This window comes from Arthrobacter sp. Bi83 (assembly GCF_918698095.1).
In the GTDB taxonomy this organism is placed as follows: domain Bacteria; phylum Actinomycetota; class Actinomycetes; order Actinomycetales; family Micrococcaceae; genus Arthrobacter.
Window position 1 is genome coordinate 33,595 of the sequence record NZ_CAKKLY010000017.1, and the last position, 19,537, is coordinate 53,131.

Annotated in this window: 19 protein-coding genes; 7 read left to right on the forward strand and 12 right to left on the reverse strand. The window is 65.9% G+C overall.

All coding sequences use genetic code 11. From position 1 onward, the window contains the following. Positions 1–236: 236 nt before the first annotated feature. On the reverse strand, positions 237–1,256 hold the full coding sequence (locus LQ144_RS10075) for a matrixin family metalloprotease (protein ID WP_230118559.1): 1,020 nt from the start codon (positions 1,254–1,256) through the stop codon (positions 237–239). 379 nt (positions 1,257–1,635) lie between these two features. Here LQ144_RS10075 and LQ144_RS10080 point away from each other — a divergent pair, with 379 nt between their 5' ends. Then, entirely contained in the window at positions 1,636–1,830 is a 195-nt protein-coding gene (locus LQ144_RS10080) for a hypothetical protein (protein WP_230118561.1), read from the forward strand. A 95-nt stretch (positions 1,831–1,925) separates the two neighbouring features. Here LQ144_RS10080 and LQ144_RS10085 read toward each other — a convergent pair whose 3' ends face one another. After that, positions 1,926–2,567 (reverse strand): NAD(P)-binding domain-containing protein, encoded by a 642-nt coding sequence (locus LQ144_RS10085; protein WP_230118563.1) that lies wholly within the window; start codon positions 2,565–2,567, stop codon positions 1,926–1,928. A gap of 195 nt (positions 2,568–2,762) precedes the next feature. Here LQ144_RS10085 and LQ144_RS10090 point away from each other — a divergent pair, with 195 nt between their 5' ends. Beyond that, a complete protein-coding gene (locus LQ144_RS10090) occupies positions 2,763–3,365 on the forward strand; it encodes a DUF1992 domain-containing protein (protein WP_230118565.1) in 603 nt (200 codons plus the stop codon). On the opposite strand, the gene LQ144_RS10095 is transcribed toward LQ144_RS10090, so the two are convergent. From LQ144_RS10095 to LQ144_RS10105, 3 genes are read right to left on the reverse strand one after another with little or no spacing between them, the layout of a single operon-like run. Further along, positions 3,362–3,691, reverse strand: a complete 330-nt coding sequence (locus LQ144_RS10095; RefSeq protein WP_230118567.1) for a DUF6221 family protein — start codon at positions 3,689–3,691, stop codon at positions 3,362–3,364. The two genes, LQ144_RS10090 and LQ144_RS10095, sit on opposite strands and share 4 nt — an antisense overlap. Before the next feature lie 40 nt (positions 3,692–3,731). After that, complete coding sequence (locus tag LQ144_RS10100; RefSeq protein ID WP_230118568.1) at positions 3,732–4,655, reverse strand: NUDIX hydrolase; 924 nt, start codon at positions 4,653–4,655, stop codon at positions 3,732–3,734. Beyond that, positions 4,652–6,472, reverse strand: a complete 1,821-nt coding sequence (locus LQ144_RS10105; RefSeq protein WP_230118570.1) for an ABC transporter ATP-binding protein — start codon at positions 6,470–6,472, stop codon at positions 4,652–4,654. The genes LQ144_RS10100 and LQ144_RS10105 overlap by 4 nt, the downstream gene beginning before the upstream one ends. A 335-nt stretch (positions 6,473–6,807) precedes the next feature. Here LQ144_RS10105 and LQ144_RS10110 point away from each other — a divergent pair, with 335 nt between their 5' ends. Further along, positions 6,808–7,164, forward strand: a complete 357-nt coding sequence (locus tag LQ144_RS10110) for a hypothetical protein (protein ID WP_230118571.1) — start codon at positions 6,808–6,810, stop codon at positions 7,162–7,164. A gap of 121 nt (positions 7,165–7,285) precedes the next feature. Beyond that, the gene (locus LQ144_RS10115; protein WP_230118573.1) at positions 7,286–8,212 is read left to right on the forward strand and encodes a cation transporter; all 927 of its coding nucleotides are present in this window, start codon (positions 7,286–7,288) and stop codon (positions 8,210–8,212) included. Positions 8,213–8,271: 59 nt separating this feature from the next. On the opposite strand, the gene LQ144_RS10120 is transcribed toward LQ144_RS10115, so the two are convergent. From LQ144_RS10120 to LQ144_RS10130, 3 genes are all read right to left on the reverse strand, one after another. Further along, on the reverse strand, positions 8,272–8,496 hold the full coding sequence (locus LQ144_RS10120) for a hypothetical protein (protein ID WP_230118575.1): 225 nt from the start codon (positions 8,494–8,496) through the stop codon (positions 8,272–8,274). 206 nt (positions 8,497–8,702) lie between these two features. Next, a complete protein-coding gene (locus LQ144_RS10125; RefSeq protein WP_230118576.1) occupies positions 8,703–10,568 on the reverse strand; it encodes a Na+/H+ antiporter in 1,866 nt (621 codons plus the stop codon). Positions 10,569–10,675: 107 nt separating this feature from the next. Continuing rightward, positions 10,676–10,825, reverse strand: a complete 150-nt coding sequence (locus LQ144_RS10130) for a hypothetical protein (protein WP_230118577.1) — start codon at positions 10,823–10,825, stop codon at positions 10,676–10,678. 241 nt (positions 10,826–11,066) lie between these two features. On the opposite strand from LQ144_RS10130, the gene LQ144_RS10135 reads away from it, so the two are divergent. After that, entirely contained in the window at positions 11,067–11,678 is a 612-nt protein-coding gene (locus LQ144_RS10135; protein ID WP_230118578.1) for an NADPH-dependent FMN reductase, read from the forward strand. On the opposite strand, the gene LQ144_RS10140 is transcribed toward LQ144_RS10135, so the two are convergent. Continuing rightward, complete coding sequence (locus LQ144_RS10140) at positions 11,670–12,464, reverse strand: IclR family transcriptional regulator C-terminal domain-containing protein (RefSeq protein WP_230118579.1); 795 nt, start codon at positions 12,462–12,464, stop codon at positions 11,670–11,672. The genes LQ144_RS10135 and LQ144_RS10140 overlap by 9 nt on opposite strands. 209 nt (positions 12,465–12,673) lie before the next feature. Here LQ144_RS10140 and LQ144_RS10145 point away from each other — a divergent pair, with 209 nt between their 5' ends. Continuing rightward, positions 12,674–14,002 carry an MFS transporter gene (locus LQ144_RS10145; protein ID WP_230118580.1) on the forward strand — a complete coding sequence of 443 codons (1,329 nt, stop codon included), beginning with the start codon at positions 12,674–12,676 and terminating at the stop codon, positions 14,000–14,002. 181 nt (positions 14,003–14,183) lie between these two features. Beyond that, a complete protein-coding gene (locus tag LQ144_RS10150; RefSeq protein WP_230118581.1) occupies positions 14,184–15,116 on the forward strand; it encodes a threonine/serine dehydratase in 933 nt (310 codons plus the stop codon). Positions 15,117–15,227: 111 nt separating this feature from the next. Here the strand turns inward: LQ144_RS10150 and LQ144_RS10155 are convergent, their stop codons facing one another. From LQ144_RS10155 to LQ144_RS10165, 3 genes are read right to left on the reverse strand one after another with little or no spacing between them, the layout of a single operon-like run. Then, positions 15,228–16,760: an acetyl-CoA carboxylase carboxyltransferase subunit alpha/beta gene (locus LQ144_RS10155; protein ID WP_230118582.1), complete on the reverse strand. Its 1,533-nt coding sequence runs from the start codon at positions 16,758–16,760 to the stop codon at positions 15,228–15,230. A gap of 2 nt (positions 16,761–16,762) precedes the next feature. Next, on the reverse strand, positions 16,763–18,001 hold the full coding sequence (locus LQ144_RS10160) for a CoA transferase (RefSeq protein ID WP_230118583.1): 1,239 nt from the start codon (positions 17,999–18,001) through the stop codon (positions 16,763–16,765). Positions 18,002–18,060: 59 nt separating this feature from the next. Further along, a complete protein-coding gene (locus LQ144_RS10165) occupies positions 18,061–19,470 on the reverse strand; it encodes an SLC13 family permease (protein WP_230118584.1) in 1,410 nt (469 codons plus the stop codon). Positions 19,471–19,537: the final 67 nt, after the last annotated feature.

Here is a 19,537-nt window from a genome sequence, read left to right on the forward strand (position 1 = left end):
TGGCTCCGTGCTGGCTCCGTGCTGGCTCTGGAAGCGTGTTGACAGGGTGTGCGCAGGCGCGGAAAGACCCCCGCTCCTGCGAATACGCGGATCTCGGGGGCTTTCCTAGCGGCAGGATCAGACAGCCGCGCGGTTGACTGAGCCTGTAATAAAAGCTAAGAACCGTTCCTGAAGATTCGCTGGAAAAAGGGAATTAACAGCCTGTCACTATGGACAGCGGCCAATGACGGCGTCCGTCACAGCTCCGGAACGCACGCTCCAGCGCCGAGGAGAGCCAAACCGGCGCGGTCACCGTCTGCGAATCCCGTGATGTCCGAACCCTCCGGGTACATCAGCTGCTTCGGGTCGTCAACGTGGTCGAGTCCCACAACGTGGCCGAGCTCGTGCATGATGACGGCACGCACATGGGCGGAACCATCGGGCCACTGCAGCATCTCGGTGAGGTCAGGGGCGTCAAGTTCCACCTGGCCCGCGACCAGGACGTAGGGTCGGCCAGGAGTGTAGGCATAGCCGCTTCCACCCAGCCCGTCCACGTCCCCAGCCAGGTCGGGGCTTTCCTCCGGAGTGGACCATCCAATCAGGACCGGGGCCCACCTCTTGCCGTACAGATCGGGCTGGTAGGACTCGCGTTCCTCGCTGGGCGCCTCGGTGGTGCTGCCGTCGTAGACGAACCGCAGCCCGGTTGCGGCTGACACCTCCATGACGGCCTGCTGGATCAGCCGGTCTGCCCCGGGCGGCGCGTTATCCGGCCGGACCACGTAGTGGACGGGGCGGCATGGATCGTAGGCCGCGAACGGCTGGCCGGGGTCGGGGGACTCCTGCAGCTTGTAGGCGCGAGACCCACTGCCCGCCGGCGCCTGGCCCAGCGGAATGTCGGAGGCTTCAACGCCTGGGGGTGGCAGCGGAGCGCCGGGGAGATAGGGGAGGACGGCCGGCAGCACATAGCGTTCGAACAACGCCGGAGTGAAGTACAGGCCCGCCAGCAGGACGAGGCTGCATCCGATGGCCAGCCATCGGCGCCATGGGCGGATTCCGCCAGGCCGCTTGCCCGGGTGGTATGGATATATGTTGTGTCCGGGCATCGGGCCCGAACGCCACGGCAAGGGTTCCTCCAGATTTCCCAGGGCCTCGTCAAGGGCCCATTGCGGGATCCGCCCGCTGGCCGACCGCCGGACCTGCACGGGCCTGCCGTCGGCCGACACGACTACACGGTCCGGGGACGGATCTTCCCACCTGCCGGGGTTCGAACGCTGCATTCGTTCCTCAGTTGAGCCCGGTGGGCCGCCGGCCGGCTTTTGAACGCGCTGGACTAGCGGAGTTATCAAGCATGTTCTTCCCCCATGGAAACGTGGTTGCGGCACCGTGTGATGAGTCACACTAGCAACCGCGTCGCAGGAAAGCCGCAGGGAAGCCGCAGGTTTTGCGTAGATCCGCGCGGTCTGTTCGGCGCCGCGAACCCAAGGGAGCAAGTATCGGCGGCATCGAAAAGTCGGGTACCGCTTACGGGTTCATCCAGATGCGGGTTCGCCGTAGTGTTATTGCATCGGGTGGCCGGGTGTGTGCACGCAGCTTGAGTTGTCTGCACCCGCTGGGCTGGGCGGCCGCCACCTACGTGCCGGAGGGACCGATCCAGTCATGAAAAATATGAGGTCCGAGCTTCCCGCCACCTCTGACTCTGCCACCGCCAGCCAGGAGGTGCCGGATACCACCGGGCAGGCGCCGCGTGCCGACGGCGCTGCCGCTAAAGGCGCGCAGGCAGCCGGCGACCCCCCGGGCGGCGTTACCGTCCCCGCGCGCGAGGCAATCGGAAACTGGCCTGATCCCATGTAGGGGGATCTCAGCCCCCATCAAACGTTTGGACGACGACGGCGGGAGGTCCCGCCGTCGTCTGCCCCGTGGGTGCCGCACGGCAACGCGGCCTTTGGTCAGATGGTGCGCGGTGCGCGTGCCAGGTTCGCGGTGAGCTCGGCGGCGGTCTGACGCGCGACGTAGGCCGGGCGGTCCCGTTCCACTCGCCAGCTCTCGGACAGCGGGCCGACGTTCACGGTATCGAAGCCGAATTCGTCGTAGAGCTTTGTCACCAGCTCGCTGGCCTCCGGGAAGTCGCTGGCGGTGGCAAGCGCGCGGCGGTTGGCGGTGCCGGCCGGCGTCCCGTCGGTGGTGATGTCCTTGGCCAGGATGTGGTTGAATCCCTTGGCTACCTTTGACTGGGAGAGGTGCTCCTGAACCAGCCCCGAGGTGGTGGCTTCGCCGTTGTCCAGGGCCGGCATGCGGCCGTCGCGCTCCCAATAGTAGTTGTTCGTGTCGATCACGATCTTGCCCGCAAGTGGCTCCACGGGGATGTCCCGGAGGCTCTTCAGCGGCACTGTGACGACGGCGATATCTCCAGCCGCCGCCGCTTCGGCGGGCGTCGCGGCCCGCGCGCGGGGACCCAGCTCAGCCACCAGGTCCGCCAGGGTTTCCGGTCCGCGGGAGTTGCTGATCACCACGTCGTAGCCGACCTGCACCGCCTTGCGGGCAACCTGGCTTCCAATGTGTCCTGCTCCGATGATTCCTATTGTTGTCATGTCCGGGCCAACACCGGTTCGCGCGCAGATATTTCACCGTTACGCAAGTGCCGCGCCACGCAAGAGGACGACGGCGGATGCCTCCCGCCGTCGTCTCCTGGCCGTCCGCTCCTGCCAGTGCCATTGAAAGGCACGCAGCACGCCGGAATACTGGAAGGCAGGGCTACAACTCGCGGACGAGAACGGTGGTGAACGATGAGCGGCGGGGCAGCCGGCGAGTTCAAGCGCAGGATGGAGCGGCTGTCTGAGATGCGCGCCGTTCGGGGTGCCGGCATCACGGCCGAGGAGGAAGCGGCGCTTGACGCCGCGGAGGAGCAAGAGCGACAGAAACGCAAGAAGGTCTCTGACGCCGCCAGGGTTGAATACCTGATCCGGGACGCCATGGCCCAGGGCAAGTTCGACAACCTGAAATACGCCGGCAAGCCGATCCCCGGCCTGGGGGAGGGATACGACCCCGACTGGTGGGTCAAGGGCCTGATCCAGCGCGAGAACATCACCGGCATGGGACCGAAGGCCATCCTCCTCCGGACCGAGGACGCAGAGCTGGACGCCCGGCTGGATTCCCAGTACTCGGAGAAGCAGGTGCGGGACATCGTGGAGGACTTCAACGCCCGCGTCATCGATGCCCGGCGCCAGCTCCAGGGCGGCCCGCCCGTGATCACCAAGACCCGCGACGCCGACGCCGAGGTGCAGCGCTGGCAGGAGCGGCGGTCCGCCGTCGCCGCTGCCGATGCCGACCTGTCCGAGCCGGAACCCCGGCGGCCATGGTGGCGGCGTCTCTGGAGTGGCTCCGGCTAAGCCCGGCCGGTGGTCAGCCAGTCCTGCTCGAAGTCAGGATGGTCGGCGTAGGGGAGAGCCAGGGCGTTCAGGGACAGAGTGGTCCATTCAAGGGCCTCCGGAATCCACTGGGAGCCATCCCCGTACGGGTTGCTGACCAGCGTTGCCAAGGCCGTCTGCCGGGCGGCCTCGATGATGCCGATAATTCTTCGCTTTGCCGCACACTCCAGCAGCAGGCGGTTTTCGTACCACTGGCCCGATTTGGAAAGGGTCCTGTCACTGAGAAGTTTCCGGGCCGCGGCCTCATCCTCGGTGATGCGCTCGGACAGGAATTCGACAATGTCCACAAACCGAGCGTACGCCCCGCCGCAATGGCGGGACACGGGGCTATGATCCGCTGCCGAAGTCCGATGCAGACAGCGGGAGGTAGTAGGCGGAGTGGTAGCGGCTGTCGTCGCCGGTCACCACCCAGGCCGATCCCTTGCGGACGCGGAAGCGTTTACTCAGCACCGTGCGGTCGTTGCGGATGAGGTGCTCCACAACGCCCGCCATCACGCCCTCATGCGTGCACAGCACGGTTCCCGTCCCGCGGGCCTCTGCCACCAGGTCGAGGGTCGCTGCGATGCTGCCCCCGGTCAGGTGGTCTGAGCGCTCCACTTCGAGGGACTCCTGCCGGGCAAGCTCGGCGACGGTTTCGACACACCGGGCAGAAGGGGCGGACACAACCCGATCTATTTTGAACATCGACCCCAAAGCAGCCAGTGTTCGGGCGGCGTATTCACCATTCTCAGCCAGCATCCGGCCGTCATCTGAACTGCCCTCTTCGTTTCGTTTGGTGACTTGCGCGCCGCGGACGAGGAGCAGCATTTTCTCCAGGTCGGGCACCGGGCGCACGCCCAGCTGCATCTGGAGCTGGGTGCCCAGGGAGATGATGGCAGGACGGTCCCGAGGCTCCGTTAAGGTGCGCAGGGCTGCCGGAAGAGACAGCCACCGGACCGCGTCTACCTCGTCGTTGGCAGTAAAGCTGCCTGACTCCATCGCCGCTGCCCAGTAACGGATGGTTTTGATCCTGTTCTTGCTGTCTTCATACCGGATGCTGGGCAGTTCCGCGCCAAGACGGCACTCAAAGCCGGTTTCCTCCAGCACTTCCCGTGCCGCACATTCCCTGCCGGATTCTCCCGGCTCGGCTTTGCCCTTGGGGATGGACCAGTCGTCATGGGCAGGCCGGTGGATCAGGAGGACTTCGAGGGCGCCCTTGCGACCGATCCGCCAGGGCAATGCACCGTAGGTGGGGGGCTTGAGCGTGCTCATGCGCTGGCCTCCGTTTGTACCAGGGCCAGGGCCGGGGTTTCCCGTGAATGCTGAAGTTCATCCAGCCGGCTGTAGAGACCGCCGGATGCCACAAGATCCCCGTGGCGGCCGCTTTCCACAATCCGGCCGTGGTCGAGGACGTAAATGTGGTCGGCTCGCTTAAGCGTGGACAGCCTGTGGGCAATGACGATCACTGTGCGTCCGGCCATGAGCCGGTCGAGCCCACGCATGACGTACTGCTCGGAAATCGCATCCAGGCCCGACGTCGGTTCATCGAGGATGACGATGGGGGTGTTCCGCACGAGGGCGCGGGCGATCGCGATGCGCTGACGCTGTCCGCCGGAGAGCGAAACGCCGCGCTCGGCCACCGGCGTGTCGTATCCCTGCGGGAGGTTCCGGACGAACTCGTCCACATGGGCCGCCTCGGCCGCCGCAAACACCTGCTCGCGGGTGACTCCCTCGGATCCGTAGGCGATGTTGTCGTAGATCGTCCCGCGAAACAGGATGGATTCCTGCAGCACCATGGAAATCTGCCTGCGGACGGTGGCGAGCTGCAGGTCCCGCACGTCCAGCCCGTCGAGAAGCACAGACCCCTGTGTGGCGTCGTAGAGACGGGGAATCAGGCTGACCAGCGACGATTTTCCGGCACCCGTGGGGCCCGTGATGGCCACCAGGCTGCCCGGCTCGGCCGTGAGGTCAATACTGTGCAGGACATCGTGCTGCCCCTGATAGCCGAAGCTGACCCCACGCAGCTCCACGCCGCCGCTCAGCCGCGGGGCAGGGCGGGCGTCCGGCTTGTCGAAGACGGCCGGCGCCGTGTCAAGGATTTCCTGGATGCGCTCGGCACTGGCCTGGCCGCGGCTGATCACGGTTGTCAGTTTCGCCAGGGACTTCATCGGCGAATACAGTGCCTTGAGGTATGCGATGAACACCAGCAACAGGCCGAGTGTCATGGTTCCATCCAGCACCCGCTGGGCGCCGATCCAGAGCACCAGTACTGTTCCCAACGTCGCGATGACATCGACCAGCGGCGAGAACAATGACTGAAGCCGTATGACCCTCAGTCCTGCGTTCATCCGTCCGTCATTCCGTGACCGGAAGTCCTCCTCATGGCGTGCTTCGCTGGTGTAGGTCTGCATTACCCGCACGGACGCGAACGTCTCCGACATCGCCGCCGCTATGTCGCTGTCCTTGCTGCGTGCCTCCCGGGAGGCCTTCTTGATGCGGCGCCGGTAGAAGAGCACCGTCACGAACAGCAACGGTGCCACTGCCATCCCGATCAACGCGAACGCCGGGTCGACGAGTACGCAGATGGTGGTGACAAACCCCAGAATGAACACGTTGGGAAGCAGCACGGAAAGCATGGACACCATGAGCGAGCGGACGTAATCAACGTCCGTGGTGGTTCGTGTGACCAGGTCCCCCAGCCGTTGCTTGTCGTGGAATGACAGGGACAACCGCTGCAGGTGGGTAAAGACGTCGGCGCGGATGGCCGCCATGGTCTTTTCGCCGACGCCGTTGAGGATCCGGGTCCCCAGATAATCCGCCGCGGCATTCATCACTGTCATGGTGAGAAGCGCCGATGCGGCGAGAAGGAGCAACTGGAGCGGGCCGAGCCCGGCGAGCCCCAGGTACGCCGCCGTCGGATCCGGCTTGGAATTGCCCCGGGGCTGCAACACGTCGTCAACGATGATCTTCATTGGCCAGGGCAACGCCACTTCCATTGCGGCGACGAAAATAACCAGCAGTGCGCCGCCGCCCATTGCCCAGGCGTGGGGCGTGATAGCCCGCCGAAAACGCCAAAACGTGAGAAACATGTGTCCCCCTAAAGTAGACCTGCGGCATCCAAGGAGAGCCGTGCCGCCTAGCTGCAGAGCGGAAGCCGGAGCATTTTCACCCGGCCTTGCCGCAAGCCGGCCCGTATGTGGGCCGGCACCGCTCCATCCCGAGTGGAGCTTCTTTGGTGCGCTCCAATATCCACGAGGGAGCTTGGGGAAAACGCTGTCAGAGCTTGGGGAAATCCTGTTTGGGTCTGAAGGGTCCCCCAAATTAGGCAGTATCGGCTAATTGGGGGCTTACAAGCGGACCTGCAAGGACTAGCGTTTCTTTCGTAGGACACTGCCTCCCGTTCCTCACGACCAAAGGAGCTTCCATGGGTGACGTGTGGATCCGCACGATCAGCCAGAGCCTGGTTCGTGCCGATAAGGTCACGGAAATTGCCTCGACCCGCGGATCCGTCCATGAGGAACAGGGATATTCGCTGAAGGTCATCGTGGAAGGCAAAGCACACTTCCTGATCGACAACAGCGACCTCCTGGGCAGCCTGGCCGAACGGCTGGAGCACGCACGCCACATGGAGGACGCACTGTTGCTTGCCATGGATGCCGCGCGGGACGCGGAGGCGTCTGTGGTGGTCTGCTACGAACAGGACGGCGAACGCTGGGTCCTCTCGACGGCTTCGGAACTTGCCGGCGGACTGACCTCAGAGGGCCTCGGATTCGGCAGATGACCGGGCCGAACGGACTGCACAGACACCTGAGAATGGCCCGGCCCTAGGTGGCGGGAGCCGTGTTGGGTACGGTGGGCTTCATGGCCCACACCATCGGATCCGGGAAGCCGGTTCAGGGCGCATGACCGTGATCATCGCCTTCGTGGCGAATCTTCTCGTTGCCGTCGCCAAGACCATTGCCGCGCTCCTGACCGGCTCAGCGTCAATGATCGCCGAGTCCGCCCACTCGTGGGCGGACACCGGAAACCAGATTTTCCTGCTGCTCGCCGAGAAAAAGTCGAAGAAAAAGCGCGACAAGGCCCACCCGATGGGCTACGGCCGGGAGGCCTATGTCTGGTCCATGTTCGCGGCTTTCGGCCTGTTCACGGCCGGGGCGGTGGTGTCGATCATGCACGGCGTGCAGCAGATTTTCGCGCCAGAGCCGGCCGGTGACTTTGGCATCGCCTACGCCGTCCTTGCGGCCGCGTTCGTGCTGGAGGGTGTGTCCTTCATCCAGGCGTTCCGGCAGGCGCGGAAGGCCGCAAGGGATCTCGACCGGAACACTCTGGAGCAGGTGCTCAAGAGCTCCGATCCCACCCTGCGTGCCGTCTTCGCGGAGGATTCGGCAGCGCTCATTGGCCTGGTCATTGCGTTCGGCGGGATCTTCCTCCACCAGGTCACTGGATCGCCGCTTCCGGACGCCGCAGGATCCATCCTCGTGGGACTCCTCCTCGGTGTCGTTGCCGTGGTCCTGATCGACAGGAACCGCCGTTTCCTCGTGGGACAGGGCGTGAGCCCCGACATCGAGGAGTCCATGGGGCGCCGGATCCTGGAACACGCGGAGATCGAGCGGATCACGTACCTGCATGTCGAATTCGTGGGGCCGCGCAAGCTATACGTGGTGGCGGCCGTGGACATGACGGGTGACCGTCCCGAGCGCGAAGTGGCCGTGGCGCTGCGCCGGATAGAGCGCGACCTTGAGGACCACGACACGGTCGAGGAGGCCGTGCTGACCCTCGCCACACTGGATGAGCCCAGCCTGACTTTCGGCGCCGGTTCTTCCCGCTAGGGAACGGACGACGGCGGGACCGCCCGCCGTCGTTCTCTTACGTAGAACGCGGATGCCCTCTAGTGACCTGCGATGCCCTCGGCCTCGTGCGGCCCCACGAATTCGCAGGAACCATGATGGCGCTCCGGCAGGATGCAGGTCCGGCCGGTGGCCATATGGACGTTGCCGCACCGTCCCGAACGGGCCACGTCCTCGCGGACGTGGACGCTTCTCAGGTCGGGGCGCTCGCGGCTTTGGTCGAGCGGACGGACGTATTGGGAATTGCGGTGCTCATGACTGTTCATGCCTGCGTGACTCCTCGTTGAGTAGCTGCCCCCAGTAGCGAAAGGCCAGTCGTGTGGACTCTCTGTCGCGTGGACTCTATGTATCAAGTCTCACGCCGCTATGTTAACGCCGGATTACGGGAGTGTTAGTACCTGTTTTTTTAGAAGCTCACGCCCAGCAGGCCGTCCGGCCCTCCGGAAAGGAGTATGAGTACCTGTTTCAGGGGTCACCCCAGCAGGTCGTCCACATAGCACCAGCGCCAGCCCTCGCCAGGTTCGATGCTGCGCATGGCCGGGTGGCCCGTCTCCTCAAAGTGCCTGGAGGCATGGGTGCCGGGCGAGGAATCGCAGCAGCCCACGTTCCCGCACTCCAGGCACATCCGCAGGTGCACGGTTGGGGTGCCTTCGCGGACGCACGCCTCGCAGTAAGGGTTCCGCGGGACTGCGGGGTCGGGCGCCGATTCCAGGTGATCGCAGCCGCCGCCGGGCCGGGCAGTGCGCGCTGAGCCGGTGACGTCCTGCTCGTCGAGGGTGGCGTCGAGCATGGACTCTTCAACGTCCAGCCGTTCCAGGACTTCGCTGAGGACCTCGTGGGCGTACTCGCCGCCTCGCCGCAGGTCCAGCACTTTTGCACGTTCCGCCTCCAGCATGGCTAGCCGCAGCTGGGCGTACCGCTGGCTGGGGGTGGCCGTTTCCGATGTAGGCCGGCCCAGCCGTTCCCACGCCGCCAGCCCCCGCTCCTGCGTCCGCCGCTTGAGCATCGCCACCACCTCAGGCGGATCATCCTCCGTCCGCAGTTCGTGCAGCTTCTCCACTCCCGCGGCCGTGGCCTGCTGCATCAGCGAGGCCTGGCTGAGGGCATCCTCTCGCTGGTCCGGGCCCTGGACCCGGAGGAACCTGACCAGGGCGGGCAGGCTGAATCCCTGCGCGGCCAAGGTACCGGCCACCACCACGAGGGCAGCCAAGATCAGCACGGACCGGTGTTCCAGGGCCTCCGGCAGCGTGAGGACCGCCGCGAGCGTCACCACGCCGCGCATCCCGGCCCAGGAAATGATGGCGGGGAACTGCCACGGCGGCGCGGGATCCGTGCGGGCCACCGCGGGAATGAGCCGGGGCAGGTAGGTTGCGGGAAACACCCACACCGGCCGCAGCACCAGCACAGCCAGCAGGATTACCGCGCAGCCTGCCCAGATGCGGGCAGAGCCCAGGGAATCGTCCTGGACGCCGTCGATGATGGTCCGGACCTGCAGGCCGATGAGGAGGAACACAGAGTTCTCCAGCAGGAACTGCACAGTGTCCCAGTTGCTCCGCTGGCTCACCCGGGCTGCGCCGTTCGGCATGGAAGGCGCCTTGGTGCCCATAATCAGGCCGGTGACCACGACCGCCAGCACACCGGAGGCGTGGATCGCCTCCGCCGGAAGGTAGGCAACGAAAGGTGCCATCAACGACGTCGAGGTGTTGATGGCGACGTTGCGGATCCGCAGCCGGAGCTGGGTGAGCACATAGGCCGCCGCGAGGCCCACCACCAGTCCTCCGCCTGCCGCCAGGATGAAGTCTCCGGCGATTTCCGCCGCGGACACAGTTCCGGAGAGCGCCGCGACGGCGGCGCGGAGGCACACCAGCGCGGTGGCATCATTAACCAGCGATTCGCCTTCCAGGATGCTGACGATCCTGCGCGGCATCCCCACTTTGCGGGCGATGGCGGTGGCCGCCACGGCGTCCGGCGGCGCCACCACGGCGCCCAGGGCGATGGCGGCAGCCAGCGGGATCTCGGGAAACAGCCAATGGACAACCAATCCCACGGAGATGGTGCCGAAGATGACGTACCCCACGGACAGCAGCGCGATGGCGCGGCGGTTGGAGCCGAAGTCAAAGAGGGATGTCCGCAGGGCGGCCGCATAGAGCAGCGGCGGGAGTAGCCCCACCAGGACCAGCTCCGGGTTCAGCTCGATTCTCGGAACGAAGGGCAGGAAAGAACCAACCACTCCGGCCAGGACCAGCAGCAACGGAACAGAAACGTTGATTTTCCTGCCCAGCGCACTGCCGGCGCACACCACCGCCACCAGCACGAGCAGTCCCAGAGCGACGTCCATGCGGCTATTCTCTCAGCTCAGGTTTTGGCACGGGTGCCAGTTCCCGCTGCCGTTTCGCCCCGGGGGAACGGCCCGACGGCGGCGGTCCGCTTTGTTGGCAATGCCCCCTAAGTTTTCTTGAGGGGCGCGTCCGCGATGTCCGCGCCTTCGGCGGGGTCCTGCGAGTGCATGCGGATGTCAGTAGGGTCGGCCGTTTCATCCCCTTCGGCAGGGGCCTCGCTGTGGATGCGCTGCATCCCTTCCAGGTTCTCAGTCATGACTGCCGCTCCTCTGCTGGCGTTGTGTGCTGTAGGTCATCACCTAATGTTCATCTAGCTCCTGCATTCGCGGACTGTCAAGAACCTTCCCTCCGCTCTGGCCGCGGATATTCTTCTGTGCTGAACTGTGTGTTGAGTCGTGCCCGCACCATCCACTCACCGCCCACAGCAGCGCCCGAAGCAATGTCCAAAGCACCGTCGGCCAGCCGGTTCCTGCCGGCTGTTGGGAAGGATCATCACCATGGCAACGTACAAGATCGGCTACTTCGTCGGAAGCCTTGCAAGCGGTTCGATCAACCGCACGCTGTCCAAGGCGCTCATCAGTCTCGCCCCGGAGGAGCTGGAGTTCACGGAGATTCCCATCAGGGACCTGCCGCTCTACAGCTACGACTACGACGCCGACTTCCCGCCGGAAGCGCGGGCGCTGAAGGAAGCCATTGACGGATCGGACGGCATCCTCTTCGTGTCCCCTGAATACAACCGTTCCATTCCGGGAGCACTCAAGAACGCCATCGACTGGGGCTCACGCCCTTGGGGGACCAACTCCTTCGCGCGGAAGCCCACCGGGATCATCGGCGCCTCACCCGGCAGCATCGGCACCGCGGTGATGCAGTCCTCCATGCGCGCCGTGCTGAGCTTCCTCGACGCTCCCCAGCTCAACGCCCCCGAGGCCTATGTGAAGTTCAATCCCGAGGTCTTCGGAGCCGACGGGGAGGTCAAGGACGAGTCCACCGCCGCGTTCCTCCGGCACTACATGGAGGAGTACTGCGCGTTCGTCCAGCGGGTCCTAGCGGCCAATGCGCCCGGGCACATCGGCGACCTGGAGCCCGACGCCGAAAAACTGTCACGCTGAGGCGGTGGTGCGCCTGCCTGCAGTCCGGCCGTCGTAATCCAGGCCGATCTGGCGGGCAGCCTCCTGCAGGAGGGGCACAACTGTCTGTTCGATGGTGTCCGGGGGCGCGCGGTGGGTTTGCAAAGAGACATTCACCGCTGCAACAACGCCGCTCCCGCACCAGACGGGCACGGCGACGCCACGCAGGCCTTCTTCCAGTTCCTGCGAAACCATGGACCACCCTTTCGCCCTGGCCAGGTCTACTTCGGACCGTAACTGGTCGAGGCTTCCGATCGACCGCTCGGTGAAGCGCTGCAGCTGAACCGAGTCGAAGTAGGCATTCAGCTCCGGGTCCGACAGTGCCGCCAGAAGCACGCGCCCCATGCTGGTGGCCCAGGCGGGAAATCTGGTTCCCACGCTAATAGAGACATTGAGAAGCCTGGGTGACGCTATGCAGGCGACATAGACCACCTCCGTGCCGTCAAGAATGCACAAAGAGGTAGTTTCATTGAGTTCTGCGGCCAGGGACCGCAGGTGCCGCTCGGCAATGTCCGGGATAGACAGGTTCGCAAGAAATGAGGAGCCGACCTCCAGTGAGCGGGCCGTCAAGGTGAAGTGGGGGCCGTCGGCACGCAGGTAGCCGAGATCGGTCAAGGTCAGCAGGAAACGCCTGGCCGAGGCGCGGGTCATGTCCGCCTTCGCGGCGATCTGAGTCACGGTCAGGCGTGGCGTATCCGGGGCGAAGGCCCGCAGCACGTCAAAGGCCTTCTCGACCGACTTCACGAAGTACGTCGGATGCTCCTCCATGAACTCCTGCAATCCCTAGAAAACACTCGGGCACCCTGCGGGTGCTGAAGCAAACAGGGTTGCACCGAGCATATCGGAGTCATTGTGATGTCCCTCACCGTGCGGTAATCTATTTCTAGTCGCATAACGCACAGAAGTTCGCTAGTCGAACAAAACTGCATTTCCCACCCATCTAAACCACCGTCTTTCAGTGTGGAAGGACCATCAGAATGACCAACCTCGTAAACGGCTCCACAGCCACGGCAGACCCGGTGCAGCTCAAGCGGGCCAGGAAGGCGGCCCTGGCTGCGTTCCTGGGCGGCGCGCTGGAGTACTACGACTTCTTCATCTACGCCACCGCGGCCTCGCTGGTCTTCTCCAAGATCTTCTTCCCGGCCGGCAACCCCACCGTGGCCCTGATTGCCTCGTTCGCCACTTTCGGCGTGGCCTATGTCGCGCGGCCGTTCGGCGCGGTGGTCTTCGGCCATTTGGGCGACAAGATCGGCCGCAAGAACACCCTCGTGCTGACGCTGGTACTGATGGGATCGGCAACGTTCCTCATCGGCGCGCTGCCTGACTTCGCCACCGCCGGCTACTGGGCGCCTGCCCTGCTGGTGCTGCTGCGCCTCATGCAGGGACTCTCCGCGGGCGCGGAAACGGCGGGCGCCTCGGCCCTGTCTACCGAAGAAGCCCCGGAAGGGCGCCGCGGCTTCTTCGCCAGCTTCGCCATGAGCGGCATTTCCGCCGGCATCGTCCTAGCTTCCCTGGCGTTCCTGCCCGTGGCCGCGATGAGCGAAGTGGACCGCCTCGCCTGGGGCTGGCGCATTCCGTTCTGGCTGTCCATCATCGTGCTTATCGTCGCTTACCTGGTCCGCCGTTCCCTCGACGAGCCCGAGGTCTTTGAGGAAAAGCACGACCACGGCGAACTCGTGAAACTCCCGTTCGCGAAGATGTTCAAGACCCACCCGGCACAGTTCTTCCAGGTGGCCCTGATGTCCTTCGAAACCGTCACCAACACCTTCATGCAGTCCTTCGGCCTCGCCTACGCCGTGTCCGTCGGGGTCCCTGCCTCCACCATGCTTTGGGTCAGCATCGCCGGCAATGTCCTGGCCATGTTCACCCAGCCGCTCATGGCGCACCTCTCCGACCGGTTCGGCCGCCGACCCATCTTCATCGCCGGCGTCCTCGGCTCCGGTGCGATGATCTTCGTGTACTTCTCGGTCATCTCCACCGGCAACATTCCGATGATCTTCCTCACCAGCACCCTGATCACCGCCGGGACCTACGCGATGTCCAACGCCATCTACCCGGCCTGGTTCTCCGAGCTGTTCAACGTCAAGGTCCGCTACTCCGGCATGGCCATCGGCCTGCAGGTGGGCATCCTCTGCGCCGGCTTCACCCCGCTGCTCGGCACCGCCCTCGTCGGCGCCGAAAAGGCGAACTGGGGCCCCGCCGCCTGGATCGTTGCAGCGTCCTCACTGCTCGCCGTCGCCGGCGCCTTCTGGGCCCGCGAAACCAACAAAATCCCGCTCCGCGAACTCGGCAACCCCGTCCGCTAGCGGCAACCCCGGGATGGATCGGGTTGCGGAATGCCGCGGCCCGATCCACCGCCACGTGAAGGCCGCTTCATCCACCACGAAAACCCGCCCTCGGGGCCACGGGGTAGCGTAGCGTCGGCAGGCGCATTCAGCTGGCGCCTGCTCCTGCCAGTCCGGCCCGAGCGAACGAGGTACAGCACTGATGATCACCCGAGCCGACGTTGATGAAGCCACAGCGCGGATTGCCGGGCTGGTGCGTCGCACGCCGGTCATGGCGGCCGACGCCGGAAGCCTTCCCGGTGCGGTCTGGCTGAAGTGCGAGTTCATGCAGCACACTGGCACGTTCAAGGCCCGGGGGGCCTTTAACCGCGTGCTGGCCTGCAGGGAGCGCGGCGAGTTGAAGGACGACGTCGGCATAGTCGTGGCGTCCGGTGGCAATGCCGGCCTCGCCAACGCCTATGCCGCCGCCAGGGCGGGAGTGCCGGCTGCGGTCTTCGTTCCGGAGTCCGCCCCTGCGGTGAAGGTCAGGAAGCTCAGGGAGACGGGGGCTTCAGTCATCCAGCGCGGCGCGGAATACGCGGAGGCCTATGATGCCGCGATGGCCTATGCGGGTGAGACGGGTGCCGTCTACTGCCACGCCTACGACCAGCCGGAGATAGTGGCCGGTGCAGGCACTGTCGGCTCGGAACTCCTCGAACAGGTGCCGGACGTGGACACGGTGCTGGTCGCCGTCGGCGGCGGTGGACTCATGGGCGGCATCGCCGCCGCGGTAGAAGGCCGGGCGAGGGTGGTGGGCGTGGAGCCCGCCAGCGCACCGACACTTCATGCCGCCCTGGCGGCCGGGAAGCCGGTGGATGTGGCTGTTTCGGGAATCGCCGCAGACTCGCTCGGCGCACGCAGGATTGGAACGATCGGCTTTGAGGTGGCCGTGCGGACGGGCGTCCGGAGCGTTTTGGTGTCCGACGACGAGATCGTCGCCGCGCGCTCCCAGCTGTGGGCGGAGTACCGCATGGTGGTGGAGCACGGTGCAGCCACCGCCTATGCCGCCCTCAGCTCGGGTGCCTACGTCCCGGCTGCGGGCGAGCGGGTTGCCGTGATCCTGTGCGGCGCCAACACCGATCCCGCCACGCTCTGATCCCGCCACGCTCTGACGTCCGGCCAGGAAGCGCCGGCGAGCACCTGCCGGCCCGGCCAGCAGGTGCAGGCCGGGCCGGTCCGGGCGGGACGGTCCGGTCGGCACCTTTGGTCAGGCCGGGTTGGCGGCCTCGGCCACGAGGCCACCCAGATTGCGGTACTTATCCAGCCGCCGGGGCAGCAGTTCGCTGATCCCTGCGGACGCCAGGGTGGACAGTTCGTACTCGATGGCCTGCCCGAGGCGCTGGCAGAAGGCCTTGCCTTCGAGCGCGGCGTCGCTGCGTTCGTCCACAATGTGGTCCACGAGGCCGTTGGCGTACAGGGATGCCACGCTGACGCCCTGGGCCTCGGACATGGCCGGCGCAAAGTCGGTGCTCCGGTGGACGATGGCACTCGCGCCTTCGGGCGGGAGCGGGGACAGCCAGGCGTGCTGGGCCGCGATGGTCCGGTCTGCCGGCAGCAGGGCCAGCGCCCCGCCACCGGCCCCCTGGCCGAGCAGCACGGATACCGTGGGGGAGTTCAGGCCGATGAGGTCGTGCAAGGACCTGGCAATTTCGCCGGCCAGGCCGCCTTCTTCGGCCTCCTTGGACAGTGCGGCGCCGCCGGTGTCGATGACCGTCAGGAGCGGTAGCCCCAGCTCCTCGGCCAGCCGCATGCCCCGGCGCGCTTCACGCAGGGATGCCGGTCCCATGGCCGTCTGCTGTGAGGGCCGCGGCCGGGTGTGGCCGATCACCACACAGGACTTTTGGCCGAAGCGGGCCAGCGCCAGCAGCAGTCCCGGATCCTTTTCGCCCTGGCCGGTGCCGTTGAGCGGCAGCACGTCCCTGGCCCCGTACGCGAGCAGCTGCCGCAGGTCCGGTCGCCGCGGGTTGCGCGAGATTTCGATCGATTCCCAGGCGCCGGCGCCGGAGGGTTTTACGGACAGGGTCCGCGGCGGACTGACGCGCGGATGCGGGCCGGTGACAAGTATGCCCAAGGCGCGGTCAACGACGTCGGACAGCTGCCAGGGCGGGACCACCGCGTCCACCAGGCCCTTGTCGAAGAGGTTTTCGGCGACCTGGACGTTTTCCGGGAACGGTGTGCCATAGAGCGCCTCGTAAACCCGTGGTCCCAGGAAGCCGAGCAGGGCGCCCGGCTCGGCCACCGTGATGTGGCCCAGCGAGCCCCAGGAGGCCATGACTCCGCCGGTGGTGGGATGGCGCAGATAGACGAGGTAGGGCAGTCCGGCCTGCCGGTGCGCCCGGACCGCCGCGCTGATTTTCACCATGGACAGGAAGGCGATGGTCCCTTCCTGCATGCGCGTGCCCCCGGAGGCGGGTCCGGCCAGCAGTGGAAGTCCTTCCCGGGTTGCCCGCTCGACGGCGTTCACGATCCGCTCCGCCGCGGCAAGCCCGATGGAGCCTGCCAGGAATCGGAACTCGCTGACGATAACCGCCACCCGGCGGCCGCGGATGAGGCCTTCCCCGGTCAGGACGGACTCATCCACCCCCGTCTTCTCGCGGGCCGCCGCCAGTTCCAGCCGGTACTCGGGACCCGGGTCAGGGTCCGAGACCGGGGTGTCCCAGCTCCGGTAGGAGCCGGGATCGATCACGGCGGCAATGAGCTCCGTGGCGCCCAGGTGCCGCACCTTCTGTTGTGTCAGCATTCTCAGCGGCCTTCCTGCCCGGAACCTGAGCTGCCGAGGGTTGCCGGAGCCAGGCCCAGCCACTGCCGGATCTGGTCCCCGTCCTGATCCAGCAGCGGCGGGGCTGTGTGCGCCTTCAGCGTTGTTTCGGCGGTGTCGGCCGCGCTGAAGAACCGCAGCGGCGGCCCCGGCAGGCTTACGTTCCCGAGGATCTTGTGCTCGACGTCGATCACGAGCCCCTGCGAGTGGACCTGTTCCCACTCATAGACTTCGTCCAGCGTCCGGACCTTGCCCGCCGGGATTCCGGCCTCGTTGAGCTTGCCGAGCAGCGGTTCGGCCTCGAAGTCGGAGAATACCCGTTCGACCTCTTCGATGACTTTTTCGCGGTTGCGCACCCGGTCCGCGTTGGTGGCGAACTCCGGCCGCGTGGCGTCGATCCCGAAGGTCGAGGCAAACGTGGCCCACAGCTTTTCGCTTCCCACGCTGATCTGGACCCTGCCCTGCCGGCAGTGGAACAGGCCGTACGGCGCGATGGACGGATGGTGGTTGCCCTGCGCCTTGGGGACCTCACCCGCGACCGTGGCCCTGGTGCCCTGGAAGGCATGGACCCCGATCAGTGCCGCAAGAAGGGACGTGCGGACTATCTGCCCCTGGCCGGTGCGTTCGCGTTGAAGGAGTGCCGCGAGGGTGCCGAACGCGCCGTACATGCCGGACAGCAGGTCCGCGATGGGCACGCCCACCCGCTGGGGATCGTCCGGGCCGGAGCCAGTCAGGGACATCAGCCCGGCTTCGCCCTGCAGGATCTGGTCGTAGCCGCTTCGCCGGGACTCCGGACCGTCGTGCCCGAAACCGGTGATGGACAGGACCACCAGCGCCGGATTCAGCGCGTGCATCTCGGCGGCCGAGAATCCCAGCCGGTCCAGTACGCCGGGACGGAAGTTCTCGATCACGACGTCCGCCCGTTCCAGCAGTTCGCGCAGGACCGTCCGCCCGTCGTCGCTCTTCAGGTCGAGGGCAATGGATTCCTTGTTGCGGTTGCACGATAGGAAATACGTGGCCTGGGGATCGTCCTCGGGGCCGACGAACGGCGGCCCCCAGCCGCGCGTGTCGTCTCCGGTGCCCGGGTTCTCGACCTTGATGACGCGCGCGCCGAGGTCGGCCAGCATCATTCCGGCGTGGGGCCCGGCGAGGGCGCGGCTCAGGTCCACCACGAGGTAGCCCGAGAGGGGGCCCTCTGCCTGGGGCGTGAAATCAGTGCTCATGCGGGGTTTCCTTACTTGCTGTACGGGCTTTGCTGCAGGGGTGGCGTTCCGGTTCCGGGCTACATCCAGCCCGGGACCACCATGACCAGCCAAGCGACGGCGGGTCCGGCGGCAACCACGATGCCGCTGTAGGCGAGGATCTGCTTGTAGAACTTGTCCTTGTCCACGTCTTCCGGTGCGTTGGCCAGAACCAGGGCGCCGTTGGTGGAGAAGGGAGAGACGTCCACGATCGTGGAAGCGACTGCCAGCGCTGCGATGACGCCCACGGCGCCCACCTCGCCGCTGGCCAGGAAGGGAACTGCCAGCGGGATGAGAGCGGCGAGGATGGCCGTAGAGGAGGCGAAGGCCGAGACGATGCCGCCGATGTAGCAGATCAGCAGGGCTGCCAGCAGCGGCATGCCCATGTTCGACACGCTGTCGGAAACGAACTTGATGGTGCCGGCTTCCTCGAGGACGCCCACGAAGGTCAACATGCCGCAGATGAGCAGGACGGTTGACCAGCTGATTTTGTTCACGGCGCCCTTCTGGGCGGCCGGGGACACGAGGGCCAGGATGATGGCGATGGTGATGGAGACGAAGCCGACGTCCACCTTGAAGCCGAGGGAAATGACGGCGAGGGCCACCAGACCGAGGATGGTGACAAGCTGGGGAACGTTGGCACGGGCACCGTTCCCGGCAGCCGGTGCGGCGGAAGCGGCGGCGCCGGAAGCGGCGGAACCCGGGGTGCTGGTGCCCTTCGCGGAGACGCCGGCGGGGGAGATGTCCGAGCCGGAGCCCTGCAGCGTGACGCCGGCCGCACGGGCACCGACGCTGACGGACATGCGGGTTTCAGCGGCCTGTTCCACCAGGCGGCCGGCCTTCGTGGAGCGGAACCTGTTGCCGCCAAGGACGATGGACAGCACCACGGCAATGGCGAGGTTGAAGACGAAGCTGGCCAGGAAGATCGCCATGGGGTTCGTTTGCAGGTCCGTCTTGGCGATGATGCCGTTGACAGTGACACCGTAGACGGCGATGGGGGAGAAGCCGCCGGCCTGGGCACCGTGGATGACCATCATGCCCATCATGAGCGGGTTGATCTTGTGCTTGGCGGCGAAGCTCAGGGCGATCGGCGCAATGATGGCGACGGCGGCGGGCGACAGGGCGCCCACGGCGGTGATCAGGGCGGTGATGGCGAACATGACCCAGGGGATGAGGGCCACTTTGCTGCCGACGAGCCGGACGGCGCCCCTGACCAGCAGATCTATGGTGCCGTTGTTTTGGGCGATGGCGAACAGGTAGGTGACCCCGACGATCGTCAGGAACAGGCCGCCGGGGAAGTTGGCAAGGATGTCGTTGGTGGACATCCCCAGCACGACTGATCCCAGGACGAACGCCCCTACGAAAGCCAGGGCACCCATGTTGAGGGGCAGCACCGTGGCCAGCAGGAACATCACCGCCAGGATGATGATGGACAGTACGGGAGCGGACATCGTTGTTCCTCCGGATCAAGAGATTGGATGTGACGTGGCTTACTGGCTCACTGGCCTAGCCTCCTAG